The organism is Micromonospora lupini (assembly GCF_026342015.1).
Taxonomy (GTDB): domain Bacteria; phylum Actinomycetota; class Actinomycetes; order Mycobacteriales; family Micromonosporaceae; genus Micromonospora; species Micromonospora lupini_B.
The window spans coordinates 1118710-1143040 of sequence record NZ_JAPENL010000001.1 but is presented as its reverse complement, the minus strand read 5'-3'; the positions used below and the strand labels follow the sequence as shown (position 1 = coordinate 1143040).

Genomic DNA, 24331 nt, shown 5'->3' with positions numbered 1-24331 from the left:
TTCACGTGGCCTCCCCTGCCTCACTGTGCCGGTCTGCGCGGGGAGGATCTGCCTGCCGCCGACATCCGGTTCCTTCAGCATCGCGGGGGCGGGACGGCTTGTCGTTACGCAGATGTGCCCTCTTCCGGCGCGGTCCGGCTGACGATCTCGTCGACCACGTCGGTCAGTCGTCCGCGTACCGCGTGGGCGGCCCGCTGACGGGTCGCGCCGTCGCCGTCCGCGGCGAGCCAGGTCAGCCAGCCGTCCACCCGTTCGCGGTCGCCCGCGGCGTCCAGCGCCGGTCGGGCGCGCTCGACCAGCCGCTCGGCGAGGGTCGCCGCAGGCAGCAGCCGGCCCGTGGCGACGTCGACGCCGTGGCCGCCCATGCCGTCGCGGGCGGCCCGCCAGTAGGCGAGCCGCAGCAGCTCGGGGACCAGCCGCGGTCCCTCGTCGCCCCGGTCGACGGCCTCCCCGGCGACGACCACCAGGGCCCGCACCAGGGCGGCGAGTGCTGCGGACTCGGCGGCGGTGACGGGGACGTCGGCGACCCGCACCTCGAGCGTGGGGTGGTGTGTGGACAGGCGGAGATCCCAGAAGATCGTGCCGTGGTCGACGATTGCGCCCGCGTCGAGCAGCATGTCCACGTGGTCGTCGTACTGCCGGGCGGACGTCAGGTACGGCGGTGGGCCGGCCACCGGCCAGCGGCCCCAGGTGACGCTGCGCCAACTCGCGTAGCCGGTGTCGCGCTCCGCCCAGTAGGGCGAGTTGGCGGTCAGGGCGAGGAGCACCGGCAGGTGCGCGCGCAGGTGGTTGCCGATCAGCACGGCCCGGTCCCGGTCGGGCTGCTCCACGTGGACGTGGACGGCGCAGATCGCCAGCTCGTCGTGCAGCCCCCGGAAGGTCGCGATGCCCCGATCCTGCCGTGGCCCCTGGGTGAGGGGCGGCGGCACGGCACGGCCCAGCACCGGCGAGCCGCTGGCGATCACCCGCAGGCCCGCCGAGCGGGCGGCGGCCTGAATGGCGGCCCGGCCCTCGACGAGCTGGGCGGCGAGGTCGTCGACGCTCTGGAACGGGTCGGTGCGCGTCTCGATCTGCAGGGTGGTGATCTCGCCGCCCACCCGAGGGCCGAGCGTCGGTCGCGCGCCGTCGACGACCGTGGCCGCCAGCGGTACGACCTCGCCCCGCTCGGCGTCGACGACGAGGAACTCCTCCTCGACGCCGAGCGGAGGTGGGCCCGAATGCTGTCCCGTCGTCATGTCGCGTCCTCGCTGCCGGTCGTCTTCCGGCACCGAGCACGTTACGGGATGTCGTCGGCGGGTCGCGGTCCGAAACGCTCCATCGTGGACAGCGCATCGACGAGACCGGCCAGCAGCGCCGTCCGTTCGGGCATCCGGTCGAGGCAGACGTACTCGTCGGCGGCGTGCGCTCCGCCGCCCACCGCGCCCAGGCCGTCAAGCGTCGGCACGCCCAGCGCGGCGGTGAAGTTGCCGTCGGACGCGCCTGCGGCGTACGCGCCGGTCAGGCGTGGAATGCGCAGCCGACGGCCGATCGACTGGGCCACCTGCAGCAGTGGCCGCGCCAGCTCCGCGGACATCGGGTAGCGGTTGATGCCACCCTGCACGGCGAGCGTCGCCTCGGGCAGGAACGGGACGAGCCCACGGATGGCGTGGTCGACGCGTTCGAGCTCGTCCCTCGTCCAGGCCCGGACGTCGACGGCCAGGCTGGCGCGCTCGGGCACCGTGTTCGTCGTGGTGCCCGCGGACAGCAGGGTCGGCGTGACCGAGGTGCCGTCGCTGTCGGCCGCGCCGATCCTGCCCAGCGTGAGAACCTGGTGGGCCACCTCGACAGTGGCGTTGACCCCGCGCTGTGGCTCGACGCCCGCGTGGGCCGCCCGACCCGACACGGTGACGCGGTAGACCGAGCCACCCTTGCGGGCCACCTTCAACTGCCCGTCCGGGGTGGCCGCCTCGCAGACCAGAACCGCGCCCGAGCGCCGCGCCTCACGTTCGATCAGGTGCCGCGACGTGCCGGACCCGGTCTCCTCGTCGCAGGTGAGCAGCACGCCGACCGTCGAGGTGTCCTCGAGCAGGCTCAGGGCCGTGAACATCTGCACGATGCCGGCCTTCATGTCGCACACGCCGGGCCCGGTCGCCACGTCCCCGCGCACGGTGAACGGTCGGGACACGATGGTGCCCACCGGGAAGACGGTGTCGAAGTGGCCGAGCAGCAGCACACGCTGGTGTACGGCCGGCCACAGCAGGTGCGGCAGACCGTCGATCACGACCCGGTGGGCGGGCCGGCCGAGCACGTCCTGCCCCCAGGCGGCGAGCAGGTCGGCGCAGGATTCGAGCTGGGGCAGCGAACCCGGCGCCGACTCGCGGGAGACGAGCGTGCTCAGCCGGTCGACCATGTCGGCTCGGAGCCGCTGGGCGGCGTCGAGCAGGAAGCGGGGACTGTCCATCGATCCCTCCAACCGCACGGCCGACGGGCTTCATCAGGCGTGCCAGTCGACAATCGCAGGGGGATCGGGGTGCGGTCACCCGTGGTTGTGCTCAGACTGCCGGAGTGTTGGCCGCCGACCCGTAGCCGAAGTCGACGATCCGGTGCGCCATCCCGGCGTACGCCTCCTGGCCCTCGGGCGCGAAGGTGCCCAGCCCGTCGACGTACCTGTTGAACATGCAGAACGCGGCGGCGATCAGCACGGTGTCGTGGATCTCCAGGTCGGTGGCGCCCTCGGCGCGGGCGTCGGCCACCAGATCGGTGGTGACGGCGCGGCCGCTGATCTGCACCGCGCCGGCGATCCGCAGCAGCGCCCGCAGCTTGGCCGAGATCGGGGCGCTGTCGAGATCCGCGCGTACCTGGTCGACGAGGCTCATGCCCTCGTCGAGCTGCGCGGCGGCGAACGCCGAGTGCGACGCGCAGCAGAAGGTGCACTCGTTGCGCCCGGAGACGTACGCGGCGATCAGCTCACGCTCGCCGGCCGGGAGCGAGTGCGGGGCCCGCAGCAGCACCTCGGCCAACTCGTTGAGCGGCTTCGCCGTCTCCGGGCGGTACCGCATCGGGCCGGTGACGCCGGGAAACTCCTTCTCGTCGATCCCGAGATCGATGTGCGCCATGGTGATCTGCCCTCCAGCCGTGAACCGCGGCCCGACCGGACAGCGCCTCTTGCGGCGGGGCTGCCCGTGCGGGGCGGCGTGACAGTCGCCGCGCAGCCACGATCTCATCCCGTCCGCCGAGAGTCGTTCTTCATTCATGCTCTTTCCAGGGACCCGACGGGCCGTATCACGCAGGATCAGGGCATCAAGTGATCATGGGCGGTGAGTGGGCTAGCTGTCGATGCCGAAGGCCAGGGCGCCGCAGCCGATCACCAGGACGAGCGCTGTCACCAGGACGATGCTCAGGATGGCACCCGGGCGTTGGATCAGCGGTTTGCCGGGGTCCAGGGGCGCCGGCAACGATGCCGCGACGCCAGGTGTGGGCTGGGGTGGGGCGAGCCGCAGGATGCGACGCAACCGGAAGCGGTCGACGCCGAGAAAGATCGGAATGCCGATGACGCCGACTCCCCACCACGCGGCGAGCATGGTCTTGTTCGCGTGGTGGCGGTACAGCGAGAGGCCGCAGTTGCGGCACATCCAGCCGCGTTGTGCGGAGACGACGTACAGGATCACGATGCTTGTCATCGACTGGAAGGACACGTGGGCGGCGGGATGGCTGCCGCAGAACTGGCACTCCCCGTCGGCGGGCGGGCGGAGGGCCGGGGGCGGCACGGCTCCGGGCGTGGGAATCGTCGACATGGTGGGCTCCGAGGGGCGACGGGTCAGTTGGCCGGTGCGGGGTAGCGGTCTCCGCCGTACTGGCGCAGGGCCGCCTCGACCTGGTCGCGCGACTGCTTGGTGCTCTTCAGGTCGGCGACGTGGTAGCCACGCAGGCCGGTCAGCTCGACGTCTGGCGACAGCGCCCGCTCGGTCTGGTCGGCGACCCAGACGGTCAGGATGCTCGGCTTCTCCAACTTGCCGGCGTTGGGCTTCTTCTCGACCGCGACCCGGCTCACATCCGACCAGGCGAAGTCCACTGTCGCCTCGCCCCTGGTCCAGCTGATTCCCTGCGCACCGATCCGGACGGCGAACGCCTGGCGGCTCTCCCGCACCGCGCCCAGGCCGCCGATCAGGGCGAGCAGCGCCATCACGTAGCCGACCCAGTTGCCGAACGTGAACTCCCGGCCCGTCGCCGACAGGATCTCCGGCGAGAACACCAGGACCACCGCCAGCACGAGCAGCGCCGGGCCCTTGGCGTACGGCTTCCAGTTGCGTTCCAGTTCCATGGCGTACGGTCCTCCCCCGTGCCTTCCCGAGCGGAAGGACGGGAGGATGCTAGCCAGCCCGGCCAGCGTTGGCGATCATGGCAGAACGCGCGGATCAGGAACAACCGGCATGAAGGCCCGTGCCGAACTGATCAAGATTTGGTAGCGCGGAGGTGAAGGAGTTCGCCGATCCACCGCGCGGCCTTCCTCTGGGCGTCGAGCAGGTGCTGACGGGCGTCCGCCACCTCCTGGTCGGCGTCCGCGTCGAGGTGGTCGCCCAGGATCGCCGTCCACCGTCGGCTCAACTCCTCGGCGTACGTCGCCCTGCGCAACTGCTCGTCGAACTGGTACTCCAGCTTCACCATCCGGTCCACGTGCGGCTGGAGCGCCGGCATGATCCGCTCGTCGAGCCGGACGGCGGCGTCGGGCCGGCACGTGATGAGGACGTCGCCGCGCTGGTAGCGCCACTCGGGCTCGTCGGCGAGCGCCCGTTGCAACACCACCTCCAGATCACCTGCCCGATGCGGCGGCAGGTCCCGGGCGGCGTCGGCGGCGAGCCGGGTCAGCCGTTGGATCGCGTTCGGCTGGAAGTACTGCACGTACCAGCTCAACACCTCGGCGCGCAGGCTCGCCTGTGACGACCAGGCGAACGTGGCGCGGACGTAGAACGCGTACACGTACCCCCGGGCGGGGACCGCGATCAGCCGGGGCGCGTCGCGCTGTTCGATGAGCGGACCCGGTGGGGACGGGCCGGCGCCGGACCCGACGGGCGCCTCGTCCTGGAGCGCGGCCACCAGCCGATCCCACGTCCGGGCCCACCACCGCCAACCCCGGAGACTCACGTCCCGGGCGATGGTAAGCCCACGGATGCCCCGCCGACGCCACAGGTCCGCGGGCCTCGGCCTCTCCTCGGGAGCGTCCGTCATGGCACCCCTCCACGGTCACCGATCCGCATGTCACGCTAACAACCGATGACCGATATGCCGGTAGCCGCGCCGATGGCCCCAGGTGGGGCCGGCGTCGGGACGCTCGCGCTGCCCCCGCTCGGTGTGGTGCCGACCGTCCGGGGTTCACCGAGCATTGTGGAGCAGTTGGGGTGGCGTGGGCTGTCGCCGACGGCCGGCAACAGCGAGACTGACTCCGATCCGCAAACGAAGCGGATCGATGGATCGGATGGTCTGGAGGCAGCCTGTGTCCACCCTCGTGTCCCCGCTGGCCACGCTCGGCGCGATCCGCCGGCGTACCACCACCCTCGCCCTGCTCCTCACCATGGTCGCCGCCGCGCTTGTCGGCCCGTCCGTGGTGGCCCCTCGCCTGACCGACTCCGCCTCGGCGGCCGTCTACGGCTCCTGCACCGTCAGCCGCTGCGCGGACGCGCGTACCGCCCGCTCCGGCTGGTCCGCCAAGGGCTTCCCGACCAGCCGCGGCTGGTACTCGTGGAGCGGCGGGCTGTCCAACTTCGCCGGCGGCCGGTTCTACAACTACGAGGGTCAACTGCCCACCAACGCCACCTACTACGAGTACGACGTGTATCCGCGTACCCAGGGCGCCGCCCGCGACGCGTACCGGATCGTGGTGAACCGCAGCACCGGGGCCACCTGGTTCTCGCCCAACCACTACACCGACTTCTACCGGCTCTGACCGACCCGGGCCGGCCGGCAGCGGTCGGCCGGCCCGCGTCGTAGCCCCGGTCGGACGTCCCCCGGTCCGATGCCGCCCGGCCTGATCAGGAGGTACACGATGGTCGATGAGAACGTGGGTCGGACACCCGACTGGCTGACCGTGCGCCGCGACGACACCCCTGACGTGTCCGACGCGGTGGTGCTGGTCGGGGCGGCGACCCGGACCAGGGTCGGCCTGTTCGCCGCGCTCGCCACCGCGCTGGCCCTGCCGACGTACCTGGGGGACACCTGGGATGCCCTCTCCGACGTGCTCGCCGACCGGCTCGACGCCGGCCCGCTCACACTATTGATCACCGACGCGGGGCAACTGCTCGTCGACGAGCCGACCGATCAGCACGCCCTGCTGCTCACCGTGCTCGACGACCTCGCCACCAACGCCCCGCACCCGCTGCGCGTCACCCTCGACGAGGCCGCGCCCTCCTGACCGCTTCCCGGTCGCGCCCTCAGCGGTAGGGGGCCGACACCTCACGACGAGTGACGGGCAACCCGGGGCCGTTACGTCGATGAGCGCCATGACTCTCAGGTGTGAATATGACTGTGAGGTATAGCGCTCCCCAGAGGGCACGCCTCGCGCCTCCGCCGCCCGTTGGGCCGAGGGCAGCCGGCTGAGGGCAGGACACCAGGCCGGGGACGGCGGATCGCTGTGTCGGTGCTCAGTTCCCGACAGTCCGGGCCGCCTCCGGGCGCGGTGACGGTGGTGGTGACGCTCGGGTGACGGCCCCTTAGCGATCCTCGTGCCCAGCCGGGCGGCGTGCCCCGGCGGGGGCAGTGGGGAGGCCGGTGCGGTGGACTTCGTCGATCAGGTGCTGGTGCGGTTGGCCGATCCGGGCACCCGCGCTGCCGTCTTCGACGACGCGTCGCTTGCCCACCTGGTCGAGGCCGCGTACGACACCGAGGCGATGCCTGTCGCGCCCCCGTACGCGGCGGTCTTCGACGAGCTGACCCTCGGCTTCGCCGCCGCGCCTGTGACACTTGCGGAGGGGGAGTGGCTGGGCTCCGGCGGCACCAGCCGTACCGAGCTGCGGGTTCGCCTGCACGGCCTCGGCGGGTCGGCGCTGCGCATCGACGCGCTCTGGCGGGGCAGCCTGGTAGTCCGCGCGAGCCTCGCCCGGGACCGGGTCGAGGACCTCGACGTGGCGGTGCCGGCCTTCGACGTCGACCCGCAGATCATCGCCGACCTCGGCGCGTTGCCGACCGACCCGGCGCTGTTGGAGACCGAGCGTCGTACCCGACTGGTCGCCCGGCTGCGGGCGGGCCTGCACCAGCCGGCCGCCTTCACCGACGCGCACCTGGATCGGCTGCTCGCGGGCGTGGGCGCCGCGAATGCCGGTGACCTGGTGGCGCGGATGCGCGGGCAGACCGCGGGCGCCACCGTGCGGCTGCGCTACGCGGACCCGCCGGCCGCGCCGCCCACGCCGCGTCCGCTGCCGTTCGCCGCCGCCGTGCTGATCCGTGACCGGGGTTTCTCCCTCGCCGACCTGCTCGTCGAGACGCGGCTGGTCCGGGCCCGCGCCGAGGAGTTGGGGTTGGAGACGCCCGCGCCCGACGACGTCCGGCGCCGGCACAAGGTGGTCGCCGTCTGGGTGGTCCCCATCGAGACGTTCGACGACGACGGCTGGCCCGGCGGCGACGCCGGCACCGACGTGCAGAAGCGGGCAGCACGGTTCGCCCGGGCCGGCCAGTGGCTCGCCCGCAGCGGCATCGGCCTGGCCGCCCTGACGACCTGAGACTCCCGGCCGCTGGCAGCACCAGCGGCAGGCAGCCGCACAACGACCGCAGCAGCAACTTCGTCCGGGAGGACCCGTGGCACCGACAGCAGCATTTCCGTTCATCGAGGTCCGAATCGTGCCGCCACCGGCGCCGCTGGCCCAGCGCTCGCCGGGCGTCGTCGCCGTGGTGGGCAAGGCGCCGTCCACTGCCGACGGCGGTTCCGCGCCGGCGAACACGCCGGTCCGGATCGAGACCCTCGACGACGCGGTCACCAACTTCGCCCGCCGGCAGGCCGGCAACGTGGTCCGCAACGCTCTCTACAACTCCCTCGAACTGGCGTTCCTGCAGGACCCGCGCCCGGCCAAGGTGTACGGGGTCAAGGTGGCCGGCGACGACTACGCCGCCGCGCTCGGCGGTCTGGAGGCCGCCGACGACGTGACCATGGTGTCGCTGGCCAACGAGTCGGGCGTCGGCAACCCGGCCGGGGCGGGGGCGCCCACCGGGTTGCAGGCGCTCAAGGCGCACGTGGAGACGATGTCGGCCGCCGGCCAGCGGCGGATCGGCTTCGCCATGGTCAACCCGGCCACCGAGAAGGGCCCCACCTACGTCGCGGACATCACCACCGCCGCGAACCCGCTCAAGAGCAGCACCAGCCGGATGGTGATGATCGCGGCCCGCGGCGCGGACGGCGACGCGGCCACCGCCGCGATGGCGGCCGTGGCCGGCCTGCCGGTGCACCACAGCATCGTGCTGAAGAAGATCCGCGGGGTGGCCATCCCGGTCGCCAAGCAGTACAGCCCGGCCGAGATCAAGGGCCTCTCCGAGGCGAACCTCACGCCCATCATCGACCCGACACTGATCACCGGCGAGAGCCTGCACTTCGCCGACGGGCGGCTGTTCACCTCCGACGCGAGCCTCCTGCACGTCGACCTGGTCCGCACCCTCGACCAGATCGAGTTCATGCTCCGCGCCGGCCTGATCGGCCTGGTCGGCGACGCGCGGATCACCAAGCCGGGCATGACCCTGCTCAAGACCCAGGTGGACGGCATCCTCGGCCCGCTCAAGCGGCAGGCCGTGATCGACGACTACCAGATCGAGATCCCGGTGCTGGACATCCTCACCATCCCCGAGGTGGCCCGTACCGCAACCGACACCTCGATCGTCACCGCCGCCCGGGCCGACCGCACTGTCGACCTGGTCGTCACCGTCACGTACGGCCCTGCCGTGAGCCGCCTGCTGGTCACGCTCGTGGCCAAGTTCTGACCCGGAGGAACCAGACCATGGAGTGGAAGACCCGCCTCGCGGTGCAGTACACCAAGGGCACCGAGACGGTGTTGATCAGCCCGATCGACTCGTTCAGCCCGTCCTTCTCGCTCAACGTCGAGGCGCTGCACTCGTGCGAGGTGACCCACATGGGCGTCATCCACGCGCCGGTGTCGATGAACTTCACGATGACAGTCAAGGCCATCGGGGACGTCGCCGGGCGGCTCACCAAGCTGGCCCTCGACGGCGAGCTGTTCGACATCGCGCTGCTGGAGCACACAGGCGACGACTGGGCGTTCTCGTCCTTCGTGTTGCGGGACTGCCTGATCACCAGCGCCACACCGACGACAGCCACCATCTCCGGCGCCCCGGCGGCGACCTTCAGCGGCTTCAGCCTGGCCGCCTCGGTCGACCCGAAGACCGGCGACCCGTCCGTCCTGCCGTAACCGAGCGACGAGGAACCGGAGGTAGCAGATGGCGACCGGAGCGGGCCGCGCCGCCCGGGTCACCCGTACCGGGCTGGCCCTGGTGCACGCGGGTGAGCTGGTGCTGCCGGCTGCCGGCAGCGAGGCGGAGGCCGAGCAGGTGGCCGAGGACGATCGCGCCGTCATCGCGTACCACTTCCCGGTGGAGATCGAGGTGGTCGCTGCCGGCGGCGCCCTCGATGCCGACGCGCTCGCCGACCTCGCGCTGGCCCGCCTCGCCGAGCACCTGGACGGGCGGTTCTGACGGTGGCCATCTCGGTGCACGTGCCGCTGCGGATCCGGCTGGACGCCCGGTCGGTGACCGAGCGGCCGGCGGTCGTGACCGACGCGCTCGCCGCGGCCCTGGCCCGCGCCCTGGAACGCTCCCGGCAGGAGGTCGTCGCGCCGCGCGGCGGCTATCTGGAGGTACGCGCCGCAGCGCCGGACTTCCGCTGGACCGGCGCCGCCGCCGAACGGGTGTCCCCGGACGACAGGCGGGCCTTCGAGGCCCGGCTGCGCCGGCGCATCGACGAGGTGATCGGCGCGGCGCGGCTCGACCCGGGGCTGCCCGCAGGGGTGGCCGCGCCGCTGAGCCGACCGGCGACCGAGCTGTTCGACGCGTCTCGGATGCGGCACCTGCTGGCCGTCTACCGGGTGCCGTCCTACGACGACGGTGGGGACGCGGCCGAGGTGCCTGTGGACGGCGACGAGCCGCCCGGCGTCACCTACCAGTGGCTGCTGCGCCCGGCCACCTACCTGGCGGGCCACTTCGCCGAGCTGGCCCGCGAGGCGGTACGCCAGCACGGTGGTCTGCCCTCGGGCACGCCGCAGGGTGTGATCGCCCGCGTCGTCGGCTCGGACGGGCGACCCGTCTGGGCGATCATGGTGACCACGACCCCGCTGTCGGTCCTCACGTTCGAGCGGTTCGGTGAGACGGTGTTCCGGGCCACGCCGCAGCCGCACTTCGAGGTGGAGGAGCGGGTGCCCAGCCCGCAGCCCGGGACTGTGCAGCGGCGACCGGTCGCCGACCGGAACGCCCTGGTCGCCATGGTGGACGAGGAGCTGAGCGCCGACATCCGGCAGCGGCTGCGGACCGCGTCACCGCGCGGCGAGACCACAAGCGTGGACGAGTACCAGGCGCAGATCGAGCGGGCCGTCGACGCCGAGGTGACCCGGCGGGTCGACGCGATCCTCGCCTCGGTGGGCGGGGCGACGCCTACCTGCCTGGTGGTGGTCAGCATCGGCGGGGTGTCCCTGCTGCTTGTCGGCACCGAGGAGACCGACGCCACGATGCACTGGACCGGCACGGCCAACCTGCTGCCGATCACCGTCGAGCAGCACCCGGCCGCCCCGCCGGACCCGAACGCGCCACCCGGCGGCGGCATCGGCGACGGCACGGGTCCGGGCCCGGGCGGCGCCGGCACGGGCACCGGGTCCGGCAGCGGGCCGAGCGGCACCGGCGGCGCCGGCACGGGCACCGGCACCGGCGGCAGCGGCACGGGCACCGGCACGGGCTCCAGCCCGGGTGGCGGCACCGGTGACGGCAGCGGCGGCCGCCGGGGCGGGTTCGTCTTCGACCCGAGCAGCCCGAGCGCGCCGGCCGGCACCGAGGGCAGCCGGTTCCCCGTCGTCGGCGCGGGGCACTCGGCGATGCCTGCCTGTGCGTCGTTCAACGGCGAACCGGAGCTTGCCGCGCTCGGCGCGGACGGCGACGAGCTGCGCCGACTGATGGACGACATCGCGTTCCGGCTGCAGATGGGTGAGCCGTGCCGCTACCCGGCGAACTTCTGCCTCCAGGCAGCCGCCGTGCTGCGCGGCCGGGCCGCGGCCATCAGCCTGTTGGTCGGGGCGGCCGAGCGCGAGGCGTTCACCAGGCCCGTACCCCAGGGCACCGGAGGGCTGGGCCCGTTGGACTTCCGGCCGGTCGCCTCGCCCGCCGTGCAGTTCCTGCGCCACCTGGCCGGCGTGGTGCCCCGCCTGGACCACCTCGCCCAGCTCGTCATGCGCCGCTACAGCCAGCCCGAGCACTTCGCCCGCGTCCAGGGTGGCTGGATCGACACGTCGGCCTCCTGGAACCTGCACTTCGTCCAGGCGCTCAGCCCGGCCGTCAACGCCGCGGTCGGGCAACTGTTCGTCGTCGGCAGCCAGGCAATGCTTGTGCAACTGCTGCTCAGCTCACGCACCGGCATCGACGCGCGGATCGCCCGCTTCGACCAGTACGCGCCGATCTTCGAGCGGTTGATCGTCTCCCAGCTCACCGACTACGCCGAGCTGCAGGGGCTGCGCGATCGGCTGCGCCGCCACGAGGCCGCGCGGTGGACGGCTGCGCACACCGACGCCGGCGGTGGCGTTCTCGCCACGGTCAGCGTGGCCAACCCGTCCACCGCCTGGTACGGGGCGGCCCGCGCCATCTCCAGCGCGTTCCTCGCCGCCGAGGCCACCCTGACCAGCCCCGGCGCGGCCGGCGAGGTCGTCGAACGCGACGGCGCCACGCGGATCCGCGACTCCCACGCGGTGCTGTGGACCCTCGCCGAGATCGAGCAGGCGTTGGTCATCCAACGCGGCGAGGCCGAGGGAATCGACCCGCTGGTCAAGCAGATCACCGACCTACCCGACGTGCTGGCCCGCTTCGCCGGTGACCGGTCGGCGATCCGCGGCGAGCTGTGGCGGGTGCTACAGGACATGCGGCGCAACAACACCGAGATGCTGGGCCGCGCCCGCACCGACGCGCGGTTCGCCTTCCGGTCCAGCCGGATCAGCGAGCACATCCCGTCGGCGACAATCCCCGGTGGACGCTTCGCGTTGCAGGGGGTCCACCTGGTCACCCACCAGCAGCTCGGCGAGTTTTTCGGCGGCAACCTCTACTACGCCACGGGCGTCGACGACCTGTTCGGCACCGAGCTGGGCCGGGAGGCGCTGAGCGCGTTCGCCATCATGGTGGGGATCATCGCGTTGTCGCTGCTCTGCCCGCCGCTGGGCTTCGTGGTCGGGGTGGCAGTCGCCGCCGTCGACGTGGCGCACGCCCACCAGCGCGAGCGCCTCTACGAGTCCATGCTCGACCCGGAGCTGGTGCTGACCCGCACCGAGGTCGAGGTCGAGCTGTTCGCCGCGTACCTCGGGCTGGCCCTGTCGCTGATCCCCGAGGCCGGCACCATCGGCGGCGCGGCCGTGCGCGGCGGCCGGGTCGCGCTGCGCTTCGGCGTCCGCGCGGGGCTGCGCGCCGCCCGGGGGTACGTGGTACGCCGGGTCACCCGGCAGATCGTCGAGGCCGCCTCCCGCGACCTGCTGCAGGGGTTCCTCACCGAGATCCTGCTCAACGAGGTGCTGGAACGGGTCGTGCAGAAGCTGATGGAGCCGGTGCTCGCGTACGTGGAGCGGGAGGCGATGCTCAGCGGCGCGGTCGGCGGCCCGGAGGGCGCCCGGTTCATCCTCATGGTGCTCGACTCGCCGCACACCGCCGCGTCCGGCCCGCGCGTGCCGGCGGTGCGGCCGTGACCGGGCCGCGCCGGTTCCGCGCCGGCCGGTTCCTCGACGCCGCCGCCGTGCACGCCGCCGCCGACGCGAACCCCCGGCTGCGCCAGTTCATGCGGACCATCGCCGCGCACAGCGAGGCCGGCGAGGTGCGCTCCCGCCGCCTGCTGGAACACCTCATCCGCCGCATCGTCGACGACGTCGGTGACCTGCACCTGGGCAATGCGCTCAACCGGCTGGAACGCATCACAGTGCTGCGGGACAACATCGCCGCGATCCTCGACCACGTGTTGGAGGGCGGCACCCTGCCCGAGGGGGTGCGGGTGGCGACTCTCGGGGAGTACTTCGACCAGCTCAACACCGAGATGCGCGAGCTGAGCCGACCCCGCGACGGCATCGTGGGCGACGCGCCGCTGCGGCTGGCCGACGACTCCGCCGCGTACGCCGACTCGCTGCTGCGCGAGTTCGACGGCGGCGGCGCGGCCGGTCGGCACGCCGAGCCGGCCGCGATCGTCGGTGACGCGTTCCGGGCCATGCCGGCGGACCGGCAGGCCGCGCTGCGCCGCGCCGCCGAGCTGGAACCGGCCGCGCTGTGGCGTGCGGTGGCCGCCGAGAGCGAGGGCGGCAAGCGGGCGGCCGTCGCCGACCTGGAGACCCGCCTGGGCGGCCGGCTCACCCCCGACGAGGTGGCCCGTCTGCGTACCGCCGTCGACGACCTCGGTCGGGCGCGCTCGCGCGGTCTGCAGATGAGCGACGCCCGTCTCGCCGAGGCCCTGGCCCGCATCGGTGACCCGGAGCTGCGGGCCGTGGTGGCCGGCGGCGACGTCTGGCTCACCCAGCAGCTCGCCGTGCACAACCCGGAGGCCCTGGCGACCCTGTGGCGGCGCTTCCGGGACCGGGGCGGCCGCGCCGACGACGGCCCCGGCTTCCGCGCCTACCTGCGCCACGACATGGTCACCTACGGCCGGGGCGTCCTCGGTGAGTACAGCGCGGCGTTCTCGCTGAGCAGCATCGAGCTGTTCCTCAAGGGACCGGACGCCAACGTCAAGGTCGCCGGCACCGACCTCGTCGGCATCGGCCACGACGGCTGGGTGTGGCTGATCGACGACAAGTCGCACCGCGCCCCGAGCGTCGGCGGGGTCAGCGCGCTCACCGACAACCTGGTCACCAACCTGCGCCGCGACGCCGCCGACTTCCGCGACGCCATCGCCCGTCTGCAACGCGACGACCCCGGCTTCACACCCGACCCACGGATCCTCGACGCGATCTCCCGGATGGAGGACGCCGCCGCCGAGATCGACCGGATCAACAGGCGCGGCTCCGCGTCCACCCGACCCGCGCGGATCAGCGCGGCCCTGGAGGCGCGGCGACTGCGGCTGCGGGTGACAAGCGCCGCGGGCGAGGTCCGCGAGATCACCCAGGCGCTGCGCGACCTGGGCCTGGCCGTCGAACCCACCGGCACGCCGGTGCCGCTGCCACCAACCGGAGGGCGCTGACCATGGCCACCACCAGCTTCATGCGGTACGGCACGGTCCCGTCCGCGATCATCAGCGACGGGATCCTGCCCATCCCGATCTGGGCGGTCACCGCCATCTCGCTGGCCGAGACCTACCACCTGCCACCGATCGGCTCCACCGCGCACAAGGCCATCGTGGCCACCCACGACGACACCATCACGCTGACCGGGGTGCTCGTCGGTCCCGAGCGCTACGGCTGGAAGTTCGCCCTGGAGACGATGGCCGAGGCCAGCAAACGCGGCACCGCCCTGGCGGCGTACTCCGGGGGGAAGTTCGGCGGGCTCATCCTCGTCACGTCGATGACCATCCGCACCGACATGCAGGTGCAGTCGTTGACCTTCAACGCCTCGGCCGCCCGCCGCGACGTCCTGGACACCACAATCACCCTCGTCCACGTGCCCCGTCCCAGCCTGCTCGGCAAGCTGCTCGACGTGGCCAGCATCGGAGTCGGCGCGCTCGCCGACGGGTTGGGCAACTGATGCCACCGTTCCCGATCGACCGCTACCTGCTGCCGGAGACACCCGTCGAGGTTCCCGCCGGGTTCACCGAGGTCCGGCAGAGCCTCACCGCCGGCCTGCCGCACCGCGTCGAGCTGGGCGGCGGCGTGCACGCGGTGCTGATCCTGCCCACCGGGCTGGCCCGGCAGTGGCTCGCCACCGACCCCCTCGCCGTGGTCAGCACCTCCGCCGACGACCTGACGCCCCGACCCGCGCCGCCCGCCACGCCCCGGACGCCGGCCCTGGTCGGCCGGGTGCCGCTGCGCCTGGTCGTCCGCCAGGGCACCCGGATCCTCGGCTCGGTGCCGCTCGCCGCCGGCCTGCGCCGGGTCTGCCCCGACGCCGGCCCGCCTGTCGACGTCACCGCGCCGCCCGCTCGCGCCGCCGCCCCGGTCGCCGTCGAGGTGGTCGTGCTCGCCTGGCTGCTGCACGCCGGGACGGTACGCGGCTCCGGCGACTACGGCTCGTCTCTGACGCTGGCCTGGCGGCCCGCCGACCGCGCGGTCGACACCTTCGGGCCGCCGCCGATCAACGAGTTCGTCTGGCGTCGCCGCCCACCCGCTCAGCGCGTCGAATCCGAGCTGGGCCCCGGCAGGCTGCGCTACCGCTACCTGCTCGACAAGAAGATGCGGAGGGTGCTGCGGTGACGCTCACGCCGTTCCAGACCGGCCAGGTACGCCAGGGTGCGGTCGGCAACGACGCCGGCTGGACCCTCACGTTTCACCGGGAGACCCCGACCGGGCTCAGCCCGGACGTCGCGCTCACCCTGTCCAGCGCCGACTACTACGCGGCCATCGACGCCGCGCTGCCCGACGGGCTGGGCCCCGGCGCGTACACGATCACCGTGCAGGGGCTGATCGACGAGCACTTCGCGGCGCTGCGCACCGCCGAGGGGCAACCGCCGCTGGTGGCGAAACTGCACCTGTACTGGCGTGACGCCAACACCTCGGTCGGCGCGTTCTTCACCAACCTGGTCGGCGTGAACGCCGGCCCGACCCCGGCCGAGCTGACCCAGGCGCTCGTCGCCGTGCTGCGGGTGACAAAGGTGCGTCGGCTCACCGGCGAGCGGACGTACGACACCGAACTGACACTCGTCGAGCAGGCGTACGCCCGGCTCGGGCAGCGCATCGCCGAACGGTTCGAGGCGACCACCTTCACGGCCGCGATCCGGGCCATCGGCGAGCGGACAAGGGTCGACGTGACCGGGTGGGGCGCCAACCCGGACGGCACGATGACCTCCGGCGCCACCGAGGCGGCCGGCGACGAGCGGGTCGCCTTCGGGGCCGGCCTGCTCTACCGCGCCGCCCTGGAGCGCATCGGCGGCGCGGTGCAGCAGTCGCTCAACGCGTACGGGCGGGGGATGCTGCTGATCCGCGACGGCACCGTGCACGTGGGCAAGCGGCCGATCCCGTACCCGGAGGGGGAGCCGAAGCCGCTCACCCTCGCCACCGGCCTGCTGGAGTGCACCGAGAACGGCACCCAGGACACCGACCCGTACGCGGCCACCGAGGCCGGCGGCACCGCCGCGCCGCGCCGTCGCGCGTGGACGCTCACCCTCAAGGGCCGCCCCGACCTGAAGCCCGGTGACCTGGTGTGCTTCGATCCGCCGGCGGTGGACGAGGCCACCACGCTTGGCAGTGTGGGCGCGGCGCTGCTCGGCTCGTTCGCGGCCCCGTTCGCCCCGTCGACGGGTGAGCTGGGCGCGGGCGCGAAGCTGCTCTACCTCAGCGCCGCCCGGCACACCCTGTCGCGTACCGCCGGGTTCGTGACTGTCGTGCAGGGCGTCGAGGTCACCTCCGGCGCCCAGGCGTGGGACACCTGGAGCGACGCGTCAGGTGTGGCCGCCGCCGAGCCGGCCGGCCCGGCATCCTCGCCAGGGGTGGCCGCCGCCGAGGCGGTCCGCAGGGTGGCCCGCGCGGCCCGGGGCGAGACGCGCGGCCTGGAGATCGGCGAGGTCCGCGCGGCGGCCACAAACGCCAGCGGCGCGGTCGAGCCGCCGGCCCAGACCGAGACGGTGTGGGAGGGCCTGGTCCGCCCGGACGGCAGGCCCAACGCGGCCCGTCGCCTGCCGGTACGCAGGGATCAGCCCGCGCCGCTGCCCGGGGTGACCTACCTGACCCCGTTCGCGTGGGGCGGCTGCGGGCTCATCCTGCCCCGTTACCCGGGCACCCGGGTGGCGCTCGCCTACCGCAACGGCGCACCCGACGACCCGGTCGAGGTGGGCGCGCTCTGGCCGACCGGGCACGCCCCGGTGTCCCAGCCGGGGGACTGGTGGCTGTCCCTGCCGGTCGGGGTGGCCACCAACAGCCGCTCGTCGATCGGCGACACGGTCGTGCCCGCCGACCACGACGGCAAGGTGGCGCACGACCTCACCGACGGCGACGGCAACCGGGTCATCGAGCTGGGTGAGCTGACCGTGCGGGTGGGCCGTGCCCAGTTGCAGGGGCGCGGTCAGCGCCCGGCCCGCGCCGACGAGGCCGACAGCATCACCATCGAGCACGCCGCCGGCGGCTCGTCGATCGTCATGAAGCAGGACGGCTCGATCACCATCACCGGCACCCGGATCGACCTGGACGCGGGCAACGGCGCGGTGAACATCAGCGGCGGCACGGTCAGCATCGCCGCCGCCGACGTCGACGTCCAGGTCGACAACGCGATGAACATCCACTGAGGAGATCGAGATGGCCTTCGTGCTCACCACGTCGAGCGACGTGCACTGCCCGAGTCAGGGCACTGTCACCCCGGCCGGGCAGGCGAAGCTTGTCGTGGCAGGCGCCCAGGTGACACGCCTCGACGGCATCACCGGCAAGTCGGTGACCGGGTGCGCGATCACCGACAGCAGCTCCACCGTGCAGTGCAAGAAGGTGGTGTCGGCGACAGGCGCCGCCCAGAAGCTGCACGTCGGCGGGGTCGGGGTGGCGCTGGCCACCCTCAGCGGCGCCACCGACGGCAGCACCCCCGGCCTGTCGGCCACCGCCGGGCAGACCAAGCTGAAGGCGGTCTGAGGTGGACCGTACCGAGCGGGAACGGCAGGCCGCCCAGCGCCGCTACCTCGGCTGGGGCCTCGCCTTCGAACCCACCATGCCGGGGGTGGACCTGGCGCGCGACATCGTCTTCGACGACGGTCCGAACGGCCGGGCGCTGGCCCTCGTCGAAGGCACCGGCAACGTGGCGCAGAGCCTCGCGGTGGCGCTGACCACGCTGCGCGGCTCGAACGTCTTCGACGCCACCTTCGGCTTCGACGGGCTCAACGCGCTCGCCGAGCAGATCGAGCCGAACCTCATCCGCGAGCAGGTCCGCATCGGCATCATCACGCTGCTCGACCGCGATCCCCGGGTCCGCAAGATCGTCGACGTGAACCTCGACGACGGTCGGCTCGGCGCGGGCCGTGCCGACGACGCCGCGGCGGCCGCGCTGCGCTCCTCCCGCACCCTCCAGGTGCAGGTCCAGTTCGAAACCATCACCGACGACCGGCTCTCGGTGCGCCTCGGGGAGCTGCCCAGTGTCTGATCCGACCCTCCCGGCCGAGCTGGCCGACGTCCTGGCCGTCGACGCCGCCGCGCTGCGGGCCACCGGCTCGACGGGCTTCGGCATCGTCGAGACCGGCTTCGTGCCGAAATCCTTCGCCCGGCTGCTCGCCGAGAAGCTTGCCACCGCCCGGCTGCTCTTCGGCGAGGACGTCGACCTGACCAGCGGCGCGGTGCTGCGCAAGGTCCTCGAACTGGCAGCCCTGGAGGACGCCCGACTGTGGGCGGCGCTCGGCGCGGTCTACGACAACTCGTTCGTGGTGTCCGCGACCGCCGACGCGCTGAGCCGCCTGGGCGAGGAGCTGGGCATCGCCCGGCCGTACCTGCAAGCGCGGGGGACCGTGAAGCTGACGTTGAAGGCCGCGCTGCCCAGCGGCCACAGTCCGCTCACGCTGCCCCGGGGCGCCCGGCTCTCCACACCCGGCGGGCACCACGTCGCCCTGGACGAGACGGTGGTGCTCTCCGCCGCCGTCGGCGAGCGCGAACCGGCAGTCGCCGCGTTCTATCCCGGCCCGGCGCACAACCTCGACCCCACCCAACCCAACCAGAAGATCGACAGGTGGAACCGGGCGGACACCCTGCTGGCCGACCTTGACGACGCCGAGCAGGCCGCCGGCGCGGAGCTGGTGGAGATCACCCACACCGTGGCGCTGACCGGAGGTGAGCAGCAGGTCTCCGACGCCCGCTACCGGCAGCTCCTGCTGGCCGCGCCCCGCTCGATCTGGACGGCCGAGGCGATCGGCCTGGCCGTGGCGACCGTGCCCGGCGTACGGCAGGTGCAGGTCTTCGACGGTCGGGGCGGGCTGGACCTCAACCAGTCCATCTTCGGCAACTTCAACTTCATCGAACGGGTCTTCAGCACCGAACGCGACCTGGGCAACCCGTACTACGTCACAGTGCTCGTCGCGCCCACCGCCGCCGCCATCTGGGACGGCCCGGACGGGCTGCACGCCTCCGTCGAGTCGGTCATCGAGGACCTGCGCCCGGTGGGCATCTTCGCCTCGGTGGACCGGGCCGACGAGGTAGGCATCGGCGTCGAGGCCGATCTCGTGATCCGGGGCCTCCCACTGCCCACCGGCTCCAAGGAGACGGTGAACGCGTCCACCGCCGCCACCGAGCTGCGCGCCCGGCTGCACGCGCGACTGCGCCGCTACGTCGACGAGCTGCCCTTCGGTGAGCCGGTCCGTGCCGCCGAGGTGATCTGGACCCTGATGAACGAGCCGGGCGTCGCCGACGTACGCGGGCTGCGGCTCGTCCGCTTTCCGGCCGACTCGGCGGTGGTGGTGACCGGCAGCGCGCCCACCGGCGACGGGGTGCAGCGGCTGCCGGTCGGTGACAACGCGGTGCTCGCCGCGAACCAGGTGCCCGTCTACGTCGACCGGGACGATCCCCGGCCGTTCCGGATCGTCTGAGCGGGGGACGCGATGACCGACATCCGGGTGCCCGTGGACGGCGCCGACCCGTCCGTCGAACGCAACCTCGTCGACCAGTTGGAGGGCCCGTACCCGGGCACCGTCCGGCGGGTGGTCGTGCCGCTCGCCACCGGCGGCGCCGCCGCGGTGGACTGGACCAGCCGGCACCCGGTGCTCACCGTGGTCCTGCGCCGGGACCTCGTCGAGGAGACCGTCCGGGTGACAGTCACAGTCGACCCGGGCGGCGCGGACGAGCGGGTGCTGCCGTCTGTGGTGTTCGCGCCCTGGTCGGCCGCCGGCGCGTCGGTGCCGGCGTACGCGCCGGACAGCGCCGACGAACCGCTTGTCGCGCCGTTCTCCGTCACCGTGACGGCCGAGCGGGCCGTCGACGCCGCCGCCGCGACGGCGGTCACCGGCGCGGCGCTCACCGCCCTGATCGAGCTGGCCGTGGTCGAGGGCAACCTCGGCCGGCTGCTCTACCTGGTGTCGCACGAGAAGCACCGGCTGCGCCGCGCGGCGCGGGAGGTGCACGCGTACCGGACCCTGGCGCACGCCCGACGCGACGCGCTGGACCGCATCGGCGCGGACGTCGGGGTGGCACGCTTCGTCGACGAGTTGGTGCACGAGCCGGCGAGCGGCGACGTGTACGCGCGCCGGCTGGCCCCGCCGGCCCGCGAGCCGGACGGGGCGTACGCCCACCGGTTGGGGCTCTACCGGAGGTTCCTGCTGCCCACCCCGGGCGCGGTGCGCCGGCTGCTCAACGGCCCCGGCGCGGACACCGAGCCGAACGCCGGGCTCTTCGCCGACCTGCCCGGCGGCGCCCGGTTCACGCTGCGCGAGGACGACGACCGGTTCGCGGTGGCGATCCGACTGGTCGCCGCCGGCGACCCGCAGCACCGCACCAACTTCCTCGCCCAACTGCGCCGCGACCGCCTCGTGCTGCCCGCCAACACCCCGCCGAACAACACGACGCACGCCGGCCGGGCGCTGCCGTCCGGCCGGCTGGCCGAGATCACCGCGCTGCGCGCCAGCCTGCGCCAGTCGTACGCCTTCGACAACGCGCACGCCCTCGCGCCGCCGCTGGCCACCGCCCTGGACCGGGCCGGGCGGGTGTGCCGGGCGCTCGGCTCGACGCTCGTGTGGCAGGTGACCCGGGCCCAGGACGACGCCGGCGGCAGCCGCTACGAGCTGGGTCTCGGCGTGGACGTCGGCTGGCCGACCCCCGCGCAGGCCACCGACCTGCGCAACCGGGTGCTGGACACCGGCCGGACGGTCACCGCCGACCGGACCGCCGAGGCCCTGATCGCCGCCGCCCGCGCCGCAGGTGTGCCAACGGTGGCCTCCGACGGCGAGGTGGCCTGGCTGTGGCGGGTGTGCGGCGTGCAGACCACGCACCGGATCAGCACCACCAGGATGTACCTGTCGCACCTGCCCACCCGTGGGCTGGCGGTGACCGCGCCGACGGCCGCCACGGTCGGCGCCGACGTGGCAGTCGAGGCGCAGTTCCACGCGCCGGGCGACCCGGGTGGCAACGCGCTGCTGCTGGCCGGCCTGGCCGCCGCCGCGACGGCCTGGACGGGCACGGGGGAGCCGGCGTGGTCGCCGCTGACCGACGCGGCGGCCCGGACCCGGTGGGCGGGCGTACCCACCCGGCCGGCCGGGCAGCCGGTCGACGAGGTGCTGGCCGCCGCCGGCCTGCCCGCGGTACGCGACCCGGCGCCGGTGGTGGCCGCGCTGAACCGGCTACCCGACGAGCTGGTGGAGACCATCGAGCTGCCGGCGGCGCTGGCGTCCGCGCTGATCGCCGGGCAGCCGGCCGCCGCCGACCGGCTGGCACGGCTTGTCGGTCTGCTGCGCGACAGGCACCTCGCCGCCGCGTTGCCGCTCGTCGACAGCGGCAACCGGGTACTGCTGGTGTGCAGCGTGATCGGGCTGCCCCAGGCCGGGGTCAACCTGGCCGAGCGGCGGGCCACCGGGTTCCGCTGGTACACAGTGGGGCTCGGCGGCGGCACCGCGGACGTCAAGGCGGTCGGCGCGCGGACCACGCTGCGGCCCACCCACGCCGGGCTGGTCGCGGTGGTGGCGCTGTCCTACGTGCGGACCGGCCTCACCGACCCGTACGAGTTCCGGGTGGAGTTGCCCGACGGGGTGGCGTTGACCCTGGCCCAGTACGAGCGGCTGATGAACACGTTGACGAGGGTCTGCCCGCTCGGCGTGGAGATCAACACTTTCGGGATCCGGCGTGACCACGTCGACCTCGACGCCGACGGCGACGCCGAGCCGCTGCGCCCGGCGGTCGCCCGTACCTTCCGCACCTTCCAGCAGCGCCGGCACCGCGGCGTGTACGACCAGCTCTGAGAGGGACATCATCATGGCGAACGAGATCAACTACGACGGGGTGACCGTCACCGAGTTGTACGAGGCGTTCACCAAACACGGCATCCCGCAGTCGGACGCCAGCGTGCTGGTCTCCTCCTGGATCTACGAGAACGTGGGCACGGCGAAGCGGGTGTTCACCTACGCAGAGCCGTTTGCCGCGGTGGAGCCGGGCTGCGCGCCGCCGCCGTTCGCCCGCACCTTCGCGCACAGCGACTGGGTCGACGGCGAGGACGTCGTGCAGGCCGGGCAGACTCCCGGCGAGCAGGGCTTCAACGAACGGTTCCACCGCATCGAGCACGACCTCGACCACCTCGGCACCGACCTGGCCAAGGCGTTCTCCTGCATGGCCGCCATGCGGGTGAGCCTGCGCCACCTGCTCGACGAGATCCGCGCCGAGATCAACCGGCTGCACTCCACCGTCCACGAGAACAAGATCGTTCCCGGCCCGTACACGATCGAGCAGATCCCGAACTACATCGGCGCCCTGGACTTCGGAAAGTACATGGGCACCACGATGTTCCTGGACAAGAAGGTGAGCATCTGGCAGACCAAGGCCGGCACCATCGTGCTGCCCGCCGTGGAGACCCTCGGCGTGGACGTGGTCGCCGGGCCGAAGGTCCGCGGCGCCGCCTACCTGGACCGGTACGCCGTCGAGACCCCGGACGTCCGGCAGCGCTTCCCGCAGGAGGTGAAGCTCGTCGAGTTCGTCCGCTTCTTCGGCGAGGACGAGGTGGCCGACGGCCGGACGGTCCGCGACGTGCTCAAGGTGCTGCCGGCGGACAGCAGTTACCCCAGCCTCGACGCCATGTTCGCCGAGGTCAGCGAACGGGAGGCGGCGATCGTCCGGACCACCGTCGGCGCCCAGTCGGCGGTCGCCGCCGCCCTCGGCATCGAGTCGGAGCTGGAGAACGTGGGCGACGCCGACATCGCGATGCTCGCCGGGGTGCCGACCAAGGCCCGCGCGGCGCTGACCCGCGCCGGGATCGGCACGCTCGGCAAGCTTGCCGAGGCGCCCGCCGAGCGGGTGCTCTCCATCATGAAGGAGGCAGGGGTACGCGCCGAGGTCGGCGACGCCGCCGAGTGGACCTCGTATGCCCGGACGCTGAGCAAGCTTCGCTGAACGGTCGGCGGCGACTCCGGCGAACGGCTGATCCCCGTCGTTCGCCGGGTCGGTGTGACGACACTGCGCTGGCGTGCCGATCGTCCACACCCGAGCGTGGAACTCCCACACCGGCGATCGGGTGCGAAGGACGCGGGAATGCCAGTTCACGAGGTGACACAGGACCTGCGCTCCGGGGCGCACGAGGCCGGCGCGGAGCGGACGACCCGGTACACGCTGCGTCTGCTCGGCGGCTTCGGGCTGGAACGCGACGGCAGGTCCGTCACGGTGCCGCAGGGCGCCCGCCGGCTGCTCGCCTACCTCGGCGTACGCCAGTGGTGCGCCCGCTGGGAGGCGGCCGGCACCCTCTGGCCCGGCTCGCACGAGGAACGGGCCCGCGCCAACCTGCGCACCATGCTCTGGCGGCTGCACCGGGTCACCCCCGAGCCCCTCGTCGAGGAGGACGACCGGCTGGCCCTGGCCGCCTGTGTGACAAGCGACGTCGCCACCCTCGGTGCGGCGTCCGCCGCCCTGCTGGCCGGCGGGGTGCCGGCGGGCGTCGGCGCGGGGGTGCCCGCCCTGGCCACGGGCGAGCTGCTGCCCGGCTGGTACGAGGACTGGGTGCTGACCGAGCGGGAGCGGCTGCGCCAGACCCAGCTGTACGCGCTGGAGGCGCTCGCCGAACGGCTCACCACGCAGGGTCGCTTCAGCGAGGCGGTGCAGGTGGCGTTGACAGCCGTGCACTTGGAGCCGCTGCGGGAGAGCGCCACCCGCGTGCTGATCGCCGTGCACCTGGCCGAACGCAACATCAACGAGGCCGTACGCCGGTTGGAGCTGTTCCGCGCCGACCTGGGTCGGGAACTGGGTGTCGCTCCGACGCCCTGGCTGGAGCACCTGGTCCGCGCGGGCGTACACGCACCGGCGTTCGCGCCGGGAGCCGGTGGCGGTGTGCCGCTGTGATCACCGGACGCGGCTCAGCCGGCCCGCTGGGGGCGTTTCGGGCGCGGCTCAGCCGGCCCGGTGGGCGGCGT

23 protein-coding genes are annotated in these 24331 nt (G+C 73.2%); 17 read left to right on the top strand and 6 right to left on the bottom strand.

The annotated features are described in order from the left end of the window. Positions 1-104: 104 nt before the first annotated feature. The 6 genes from OOJ91_RS05280 to OOJ91_RS05255 all read right to left on the bottom strand — a co-directional run bounded on the left by OOJ91_RS05280 (position 105) and on the right by OOJ91_RS05255 (position 5205). Positions 105-1235: a carboxylate-amine ligase gene (locus OOJ91_RS05280; protein ID WP_266243110.1), complete on the bottom strand. Its 1131-nt coding sequence runs from the start codon at positions 1233-1235 to the stop codon at positions 105-107. A gap of 41 nt (positions 1236-1276) precedes the next feature. Further along, positions 1277-2440: a M20/M25/M40 family metallo-hydrolase gene (locus OOJ91_RS05275; protein ID WP_266243108.1), complete on the bottom strand. Its 1164-nt coding sequence runs from the start codon at positions 2438-2440 to the stop codon at positions 1277-1279. Positions 2441-2531: 91 nt separating this feature from the next. After that, entirely contained in the window at positions 2532-3095 is a 564-nt protein-coding gene (locus OOJ91_RS05270; RefSeq protein ID WP_266243106.1) for a carboxymuconolactone decarboxylase family protein, read from the bottom strand. A gap of 210 nt (positions 3096-3305) precedes the next feature. Next, positions 3306-3773 carry a hypothetical protein gene (locus tag OOJ91_RS05265; protein ID WP_266243104.1) on the bottom strand — a complete coding sequence of 156 codons (468 nt, stop codon included), beginning with the start codon at positions 3771-3773 and terminating at the stop codon, positions 3306-3308. Positions 3774-3796: 23 nt separating this feature from the next. Beyond that, entirely contained in the window at positions 3797-4300 is a 504-nt protein-coding gene (locus OOJ91_RS05260) for a hypothetical protein (RefSeq protein ID WP_266243102.1), read from the bottom strand. Positions 4301-4431: 131 nt separating this feature from the next. Continuing rightward, positions 4432-5205 (bottom strand): hypothetical protein, encoded by a 774-nt coding sequence (locus OOJ91_RS05255; protein ID WP_266243099.1) that lies wholly within the window; start codon positions 5203-5205, stop codon positions 4432-4434. A gap of 343 nt (positions 5206-5548) precedes the next feature. On the opposite strand from OOJ91_RS05255, the gene OOJ91_RS05250 reads away from it, so the two are divergent. The 17 genes from OOJ91_RS05250 (at position 5549) to OOJ91_RS05170 (ending at position 24260) form a co-directional block, all read left to right on the top strand. Next, positions 5549-5920 carry a ribonuclease domain-containing protein gene (locus tag OOJ91_RS05250; RefSeq protein ID WP_377556929.1) on the top strand — a complete coding sequence of 124 codons (372 nt, stop codon included), beginning with the start codon at positions 5549-5551 and terminating at the stop codon, positions 5918-5920. Between the two features lie 99 nt (positions 5921-6019). Then, on the top strand, positions 6020-6385 hold the full coding sequence (locus OOJ91_RS05245) for a barstar family protein (RefSeq protein ID WP_266243094.1): 366 nt from the start codon (positions 6020-6022) through the stop codon (positions 6383-6385). Positions 6386-6746: 361 nt separating this feature from the next. After that, a complete protein-coding gene (locus OOJ91_RS05240; protein WP_266243092.1) occupies positions 6747-7688 on the top strand; it encodes a hypothetical protein in 942 nt (313 codons plus the stop codon). Between the two features lie 76 nt (positions 7689-7764). Then, a complete protein-coding gene (locus OOJ91_RS05235) occupies positions 7765-8934 on the top strand; it encodes a hypothetical protein (RefSeq protein WP_266243089.1) in 1170 nt (389 codons plus the stop codon). Positions 8935-8951: 17 nt separating this feature from the next. Further along, complete coding sequence (locus OOJ91_RS05230; protein WP_234582446.1) at positions 8952-9380, top strand: hypothetical protein; 429 nt, start codon at positions 8952-8954, stop codon at positions 9378-9380. 28 nt (positions 9381-9408) lie between these two features. Further along, a complete protein-coding gene (locus OOJ91_RS05225; protein ID WP_088989350.1) occupies positions 9409-9663 on the top strand; it encodes a hypothetical protein in 255 nt (84 codons plus the stop codon). Positions 9664-9665: 2 nt separating this feature from the next. Continuing rightward, positions 9666-12893, top strand: a complete 3228-nt coding sequence (locus OOJ91_RS05220) for a hypothetical protein (protein WP_266243075.1) — start codon at positions 9666-9668, stop codon at positions 12891-12893. Next, positions 12890-14365, top strand: a complete 1476-nt coding sequence (locus tag OOJ91_RS05215; protein ID WP_266243074.1) for a hypothetical protein — start codon at positions 12890-12892, stop codon at positions 14363-14365. Before OOJ91_RS05220 ends, OOJ91_RS05215 begins: the two co-directional genes overlap by 4 nt. 2 nt (positions 14366-14367) lie before the next feature. After that, the gene (locus tag OOJ91_RS05210; protein WP_266243073.1) at positions 14368-14865 is read left to right on the top strand and encodes a hypothetical protein; all 498 of its coding nucleotides are present in this window, start codon (positions 14368-14370) and stop codon (positions 14863-14865) included. After that, positions 14865-15530: a hypothetical protein gene (locus tag OOJ91_RS05205; RefSeq protein WP_266243072.1), complete on the top strand. Its 666-nt coding sequence runs from the start codon at positions 14865-14867 to the stop codon at positions 15528-15530. Before OOJ91_RS05210 ends, OOJ91_RS05205 begins: the two co-directional genes overlap by 1 nt. Further along, positions 15527-17554, top strand: a complete 2028-nt coding sequence (locus OOJ91_RS05200; RefSeq protein ID WP_266243070.1) for a hypothetical protein — start codon at positions 15527-15529, stop codon at positions 17552-17554. The genes OOJ91_RS05205 and OOJ91_RS05200 overlap by 4 nt, the downstream gene beginning before the upstream one ends. A 10-nt stretch (positions 17555-17564) precedes the next feature. Beyond that, entirely contained in the window at positions 17565-17888 is a 324-nt protein-coding gene (locus OOJ91_RS05195; protein ID WP_266243068.1) for a hypothetical protein, read from the top strand. 1 nt (position 17889) lies between these two features. After that, complete coding sequence (locus tag OOJ91_RS05190) at positions 17890-18393, top strand: hypothetical protein (RefSeq protein WP_266243066.1); 504 nt, start codon at positions 17890-17892, stop codon at positions 18391-18393. Then, positions 18386-19822, top strand: coding sequence for a baseplate J/gp47 family protein (locus OOJ91_RS05185; RefSeq protein ID WP_266243065.1), 1437 nt, complete (start codon positions 18386-18388; stop codon positions 19820-19822). The genes OOJ91_RS05190 and OOJ91_RS05185 overlap by 8 nt, the downstream gene beginning before the upstream one ends. Positions 19823-19834: 12 nt before the next feature. Next, positions 19835-22180, top strand: coding sequence for a hypothetical protein (locus OOJ91_RS05180; protein WP_266243063.1), 2346 nt, complete (start codon positions 19835-19837; stop codon positions 22178-22180). Positions 22181-22193: 13 nt separating this feature from the next. Next, the gene (locus OOJ91_RS05175) at positions 22194-23321 is read left to right on the top strand and encodes a hypothetical protein (protein ID WP_266243061.1); all 1128 of its coding nucleotides are present in this window, start codon (positions 22194-22196) and stop codon (positions 23319-23321) included. A gap of 138 nt (positions 23322-23459) precedes the next feature. Further along, positions 23460-24260 carry an AfsR/SARP family transcriptional regulator gene (locus tag OOJ91_RS05170; protein WP_266243060.1) on the top strand — a complete coding sequence of 267 codons (801 nt, stop codon included), beginning with the start codon at positions 23460-23462 and terminating at the stop codon, positions 24258-24260. The last annotated feature ends 71 nt before the right edge of the window (positions 24261-24331 follow it).

Bases quoted from the DNA above. Each gene is read 5' to 3' on its own strand.
- OOJ91_RS05280 (WP_266243110.1), bottom strand. From the start codon at position 1,235: ATGACGACGGGACAGCATTCGGGCCCACCTCCGCTCGGCGTCGAGGAG.
- OOJ91_RS05275 (WP_266243108.1), bottom strand. From the start codon at position 2,440: ATGGACAGTCCCCGCTTCCTGCTCGACGCCGCCCAGCGGCTCCGAGCC.
- OOJ91_RS05270 (WP_266243106.1), bottom strand. From the start codon at position 3,095: ATGGCGCACATCGATCTCGGGATCGACGAGAAGGAGTTTCCCGGCGTC.
- OOJ91_RS05265 (WP_266243104.1), bottom strand. From the start codon at position 3,773: ATGTCGACGATTCCCACGCCCGGAGCCGTGCCGCCCCCGGCCCTCCGC.
- OOJ91_RS05260 (WP_266243102.1), bottom strand. From the start codon at position 4,300: ATGGAACTGGAACGCAACTGGAAGCCGTACGCCAAGGGCCCGGCGCTG.
- OOJ91_RS05255 (WP_266243099.1), bottom strand. From the start codon at position 5,205: ATGACGGACGCTCCCGAGGAGAGGCCGAGGCCCGCGGACCTGTGGCGT.
- OOJ91_RS05250 (WP_377556929.1), top strand. From the start codon at position 5,549: ATGGTCGCCGCCGCGCTTGTCGGCCCGTCCGTGGTGGCCCCTCGCCTG.
- OOJ91_RS05245 (WP_266243094.1), top strand. From the start codon at position 6,020: ATGGTCGATGAGAACGTGGGTCGGACACCCGACTGGCTGACCGTGCGC.
- OOJ91_RS05230 (WP_234582446.1), top strand. From the start codon at position 8,952: ATGGAGTGGAAGACCCGCCTCGCGGTGCAGTACACCAAGGGCACCGAG.
- OOJ91_RS05225 (WP_088989350.1), top strand. From the start codon at position 9,409: ATGGCGACCGGAGCGGGCCGCGCCGCCCGGGTCACCCGTACCGGGCTG.
- OOJ91_RS05210 (WP_266243073.1), top strand. From the start codon at position 14,368: ATGGCCACCACCAGCTTCATGCGGTACGGCACGGTCCCGTCCGCGATC.
- OOJ91_RS05205 (WP_266243072.1), top strand. From the start codon at position 14,865: ATGCCACCGTTCCCGATCGACCGCTACCTGCTGCCGGAGACACCCGTC.
- OOJ91_RS05195 (WP_266243068.1), top strand. From the start codon at position 17,565: ATGGCCTTCGTGCTCACCACGTCGAGCGACGTGCACTGCCCGAGTCAG.
- OOJ91_RS05180 (WP_266243063.1), top strand. From the start codon at position 19,835: ATGACCGACATCCGGGTGCCCGTGGACGGCGCCGACCCGTCCGTCGAA.
- OOJ91_RS05175 (WP_266243061.1), top strand. From the start codon at position 22,194: ATGGCGAACGAGATCAACTACGACGGGGTGACCGTCACCGAGTTGTAC.
- OOJ91_RS05170 (WP_266243060.1), top strand. From the start codon at position 23,460: ATGCCAGTTCACGAGGTGACACAGGACCTGCGCTCCGGGGCGCACGAG.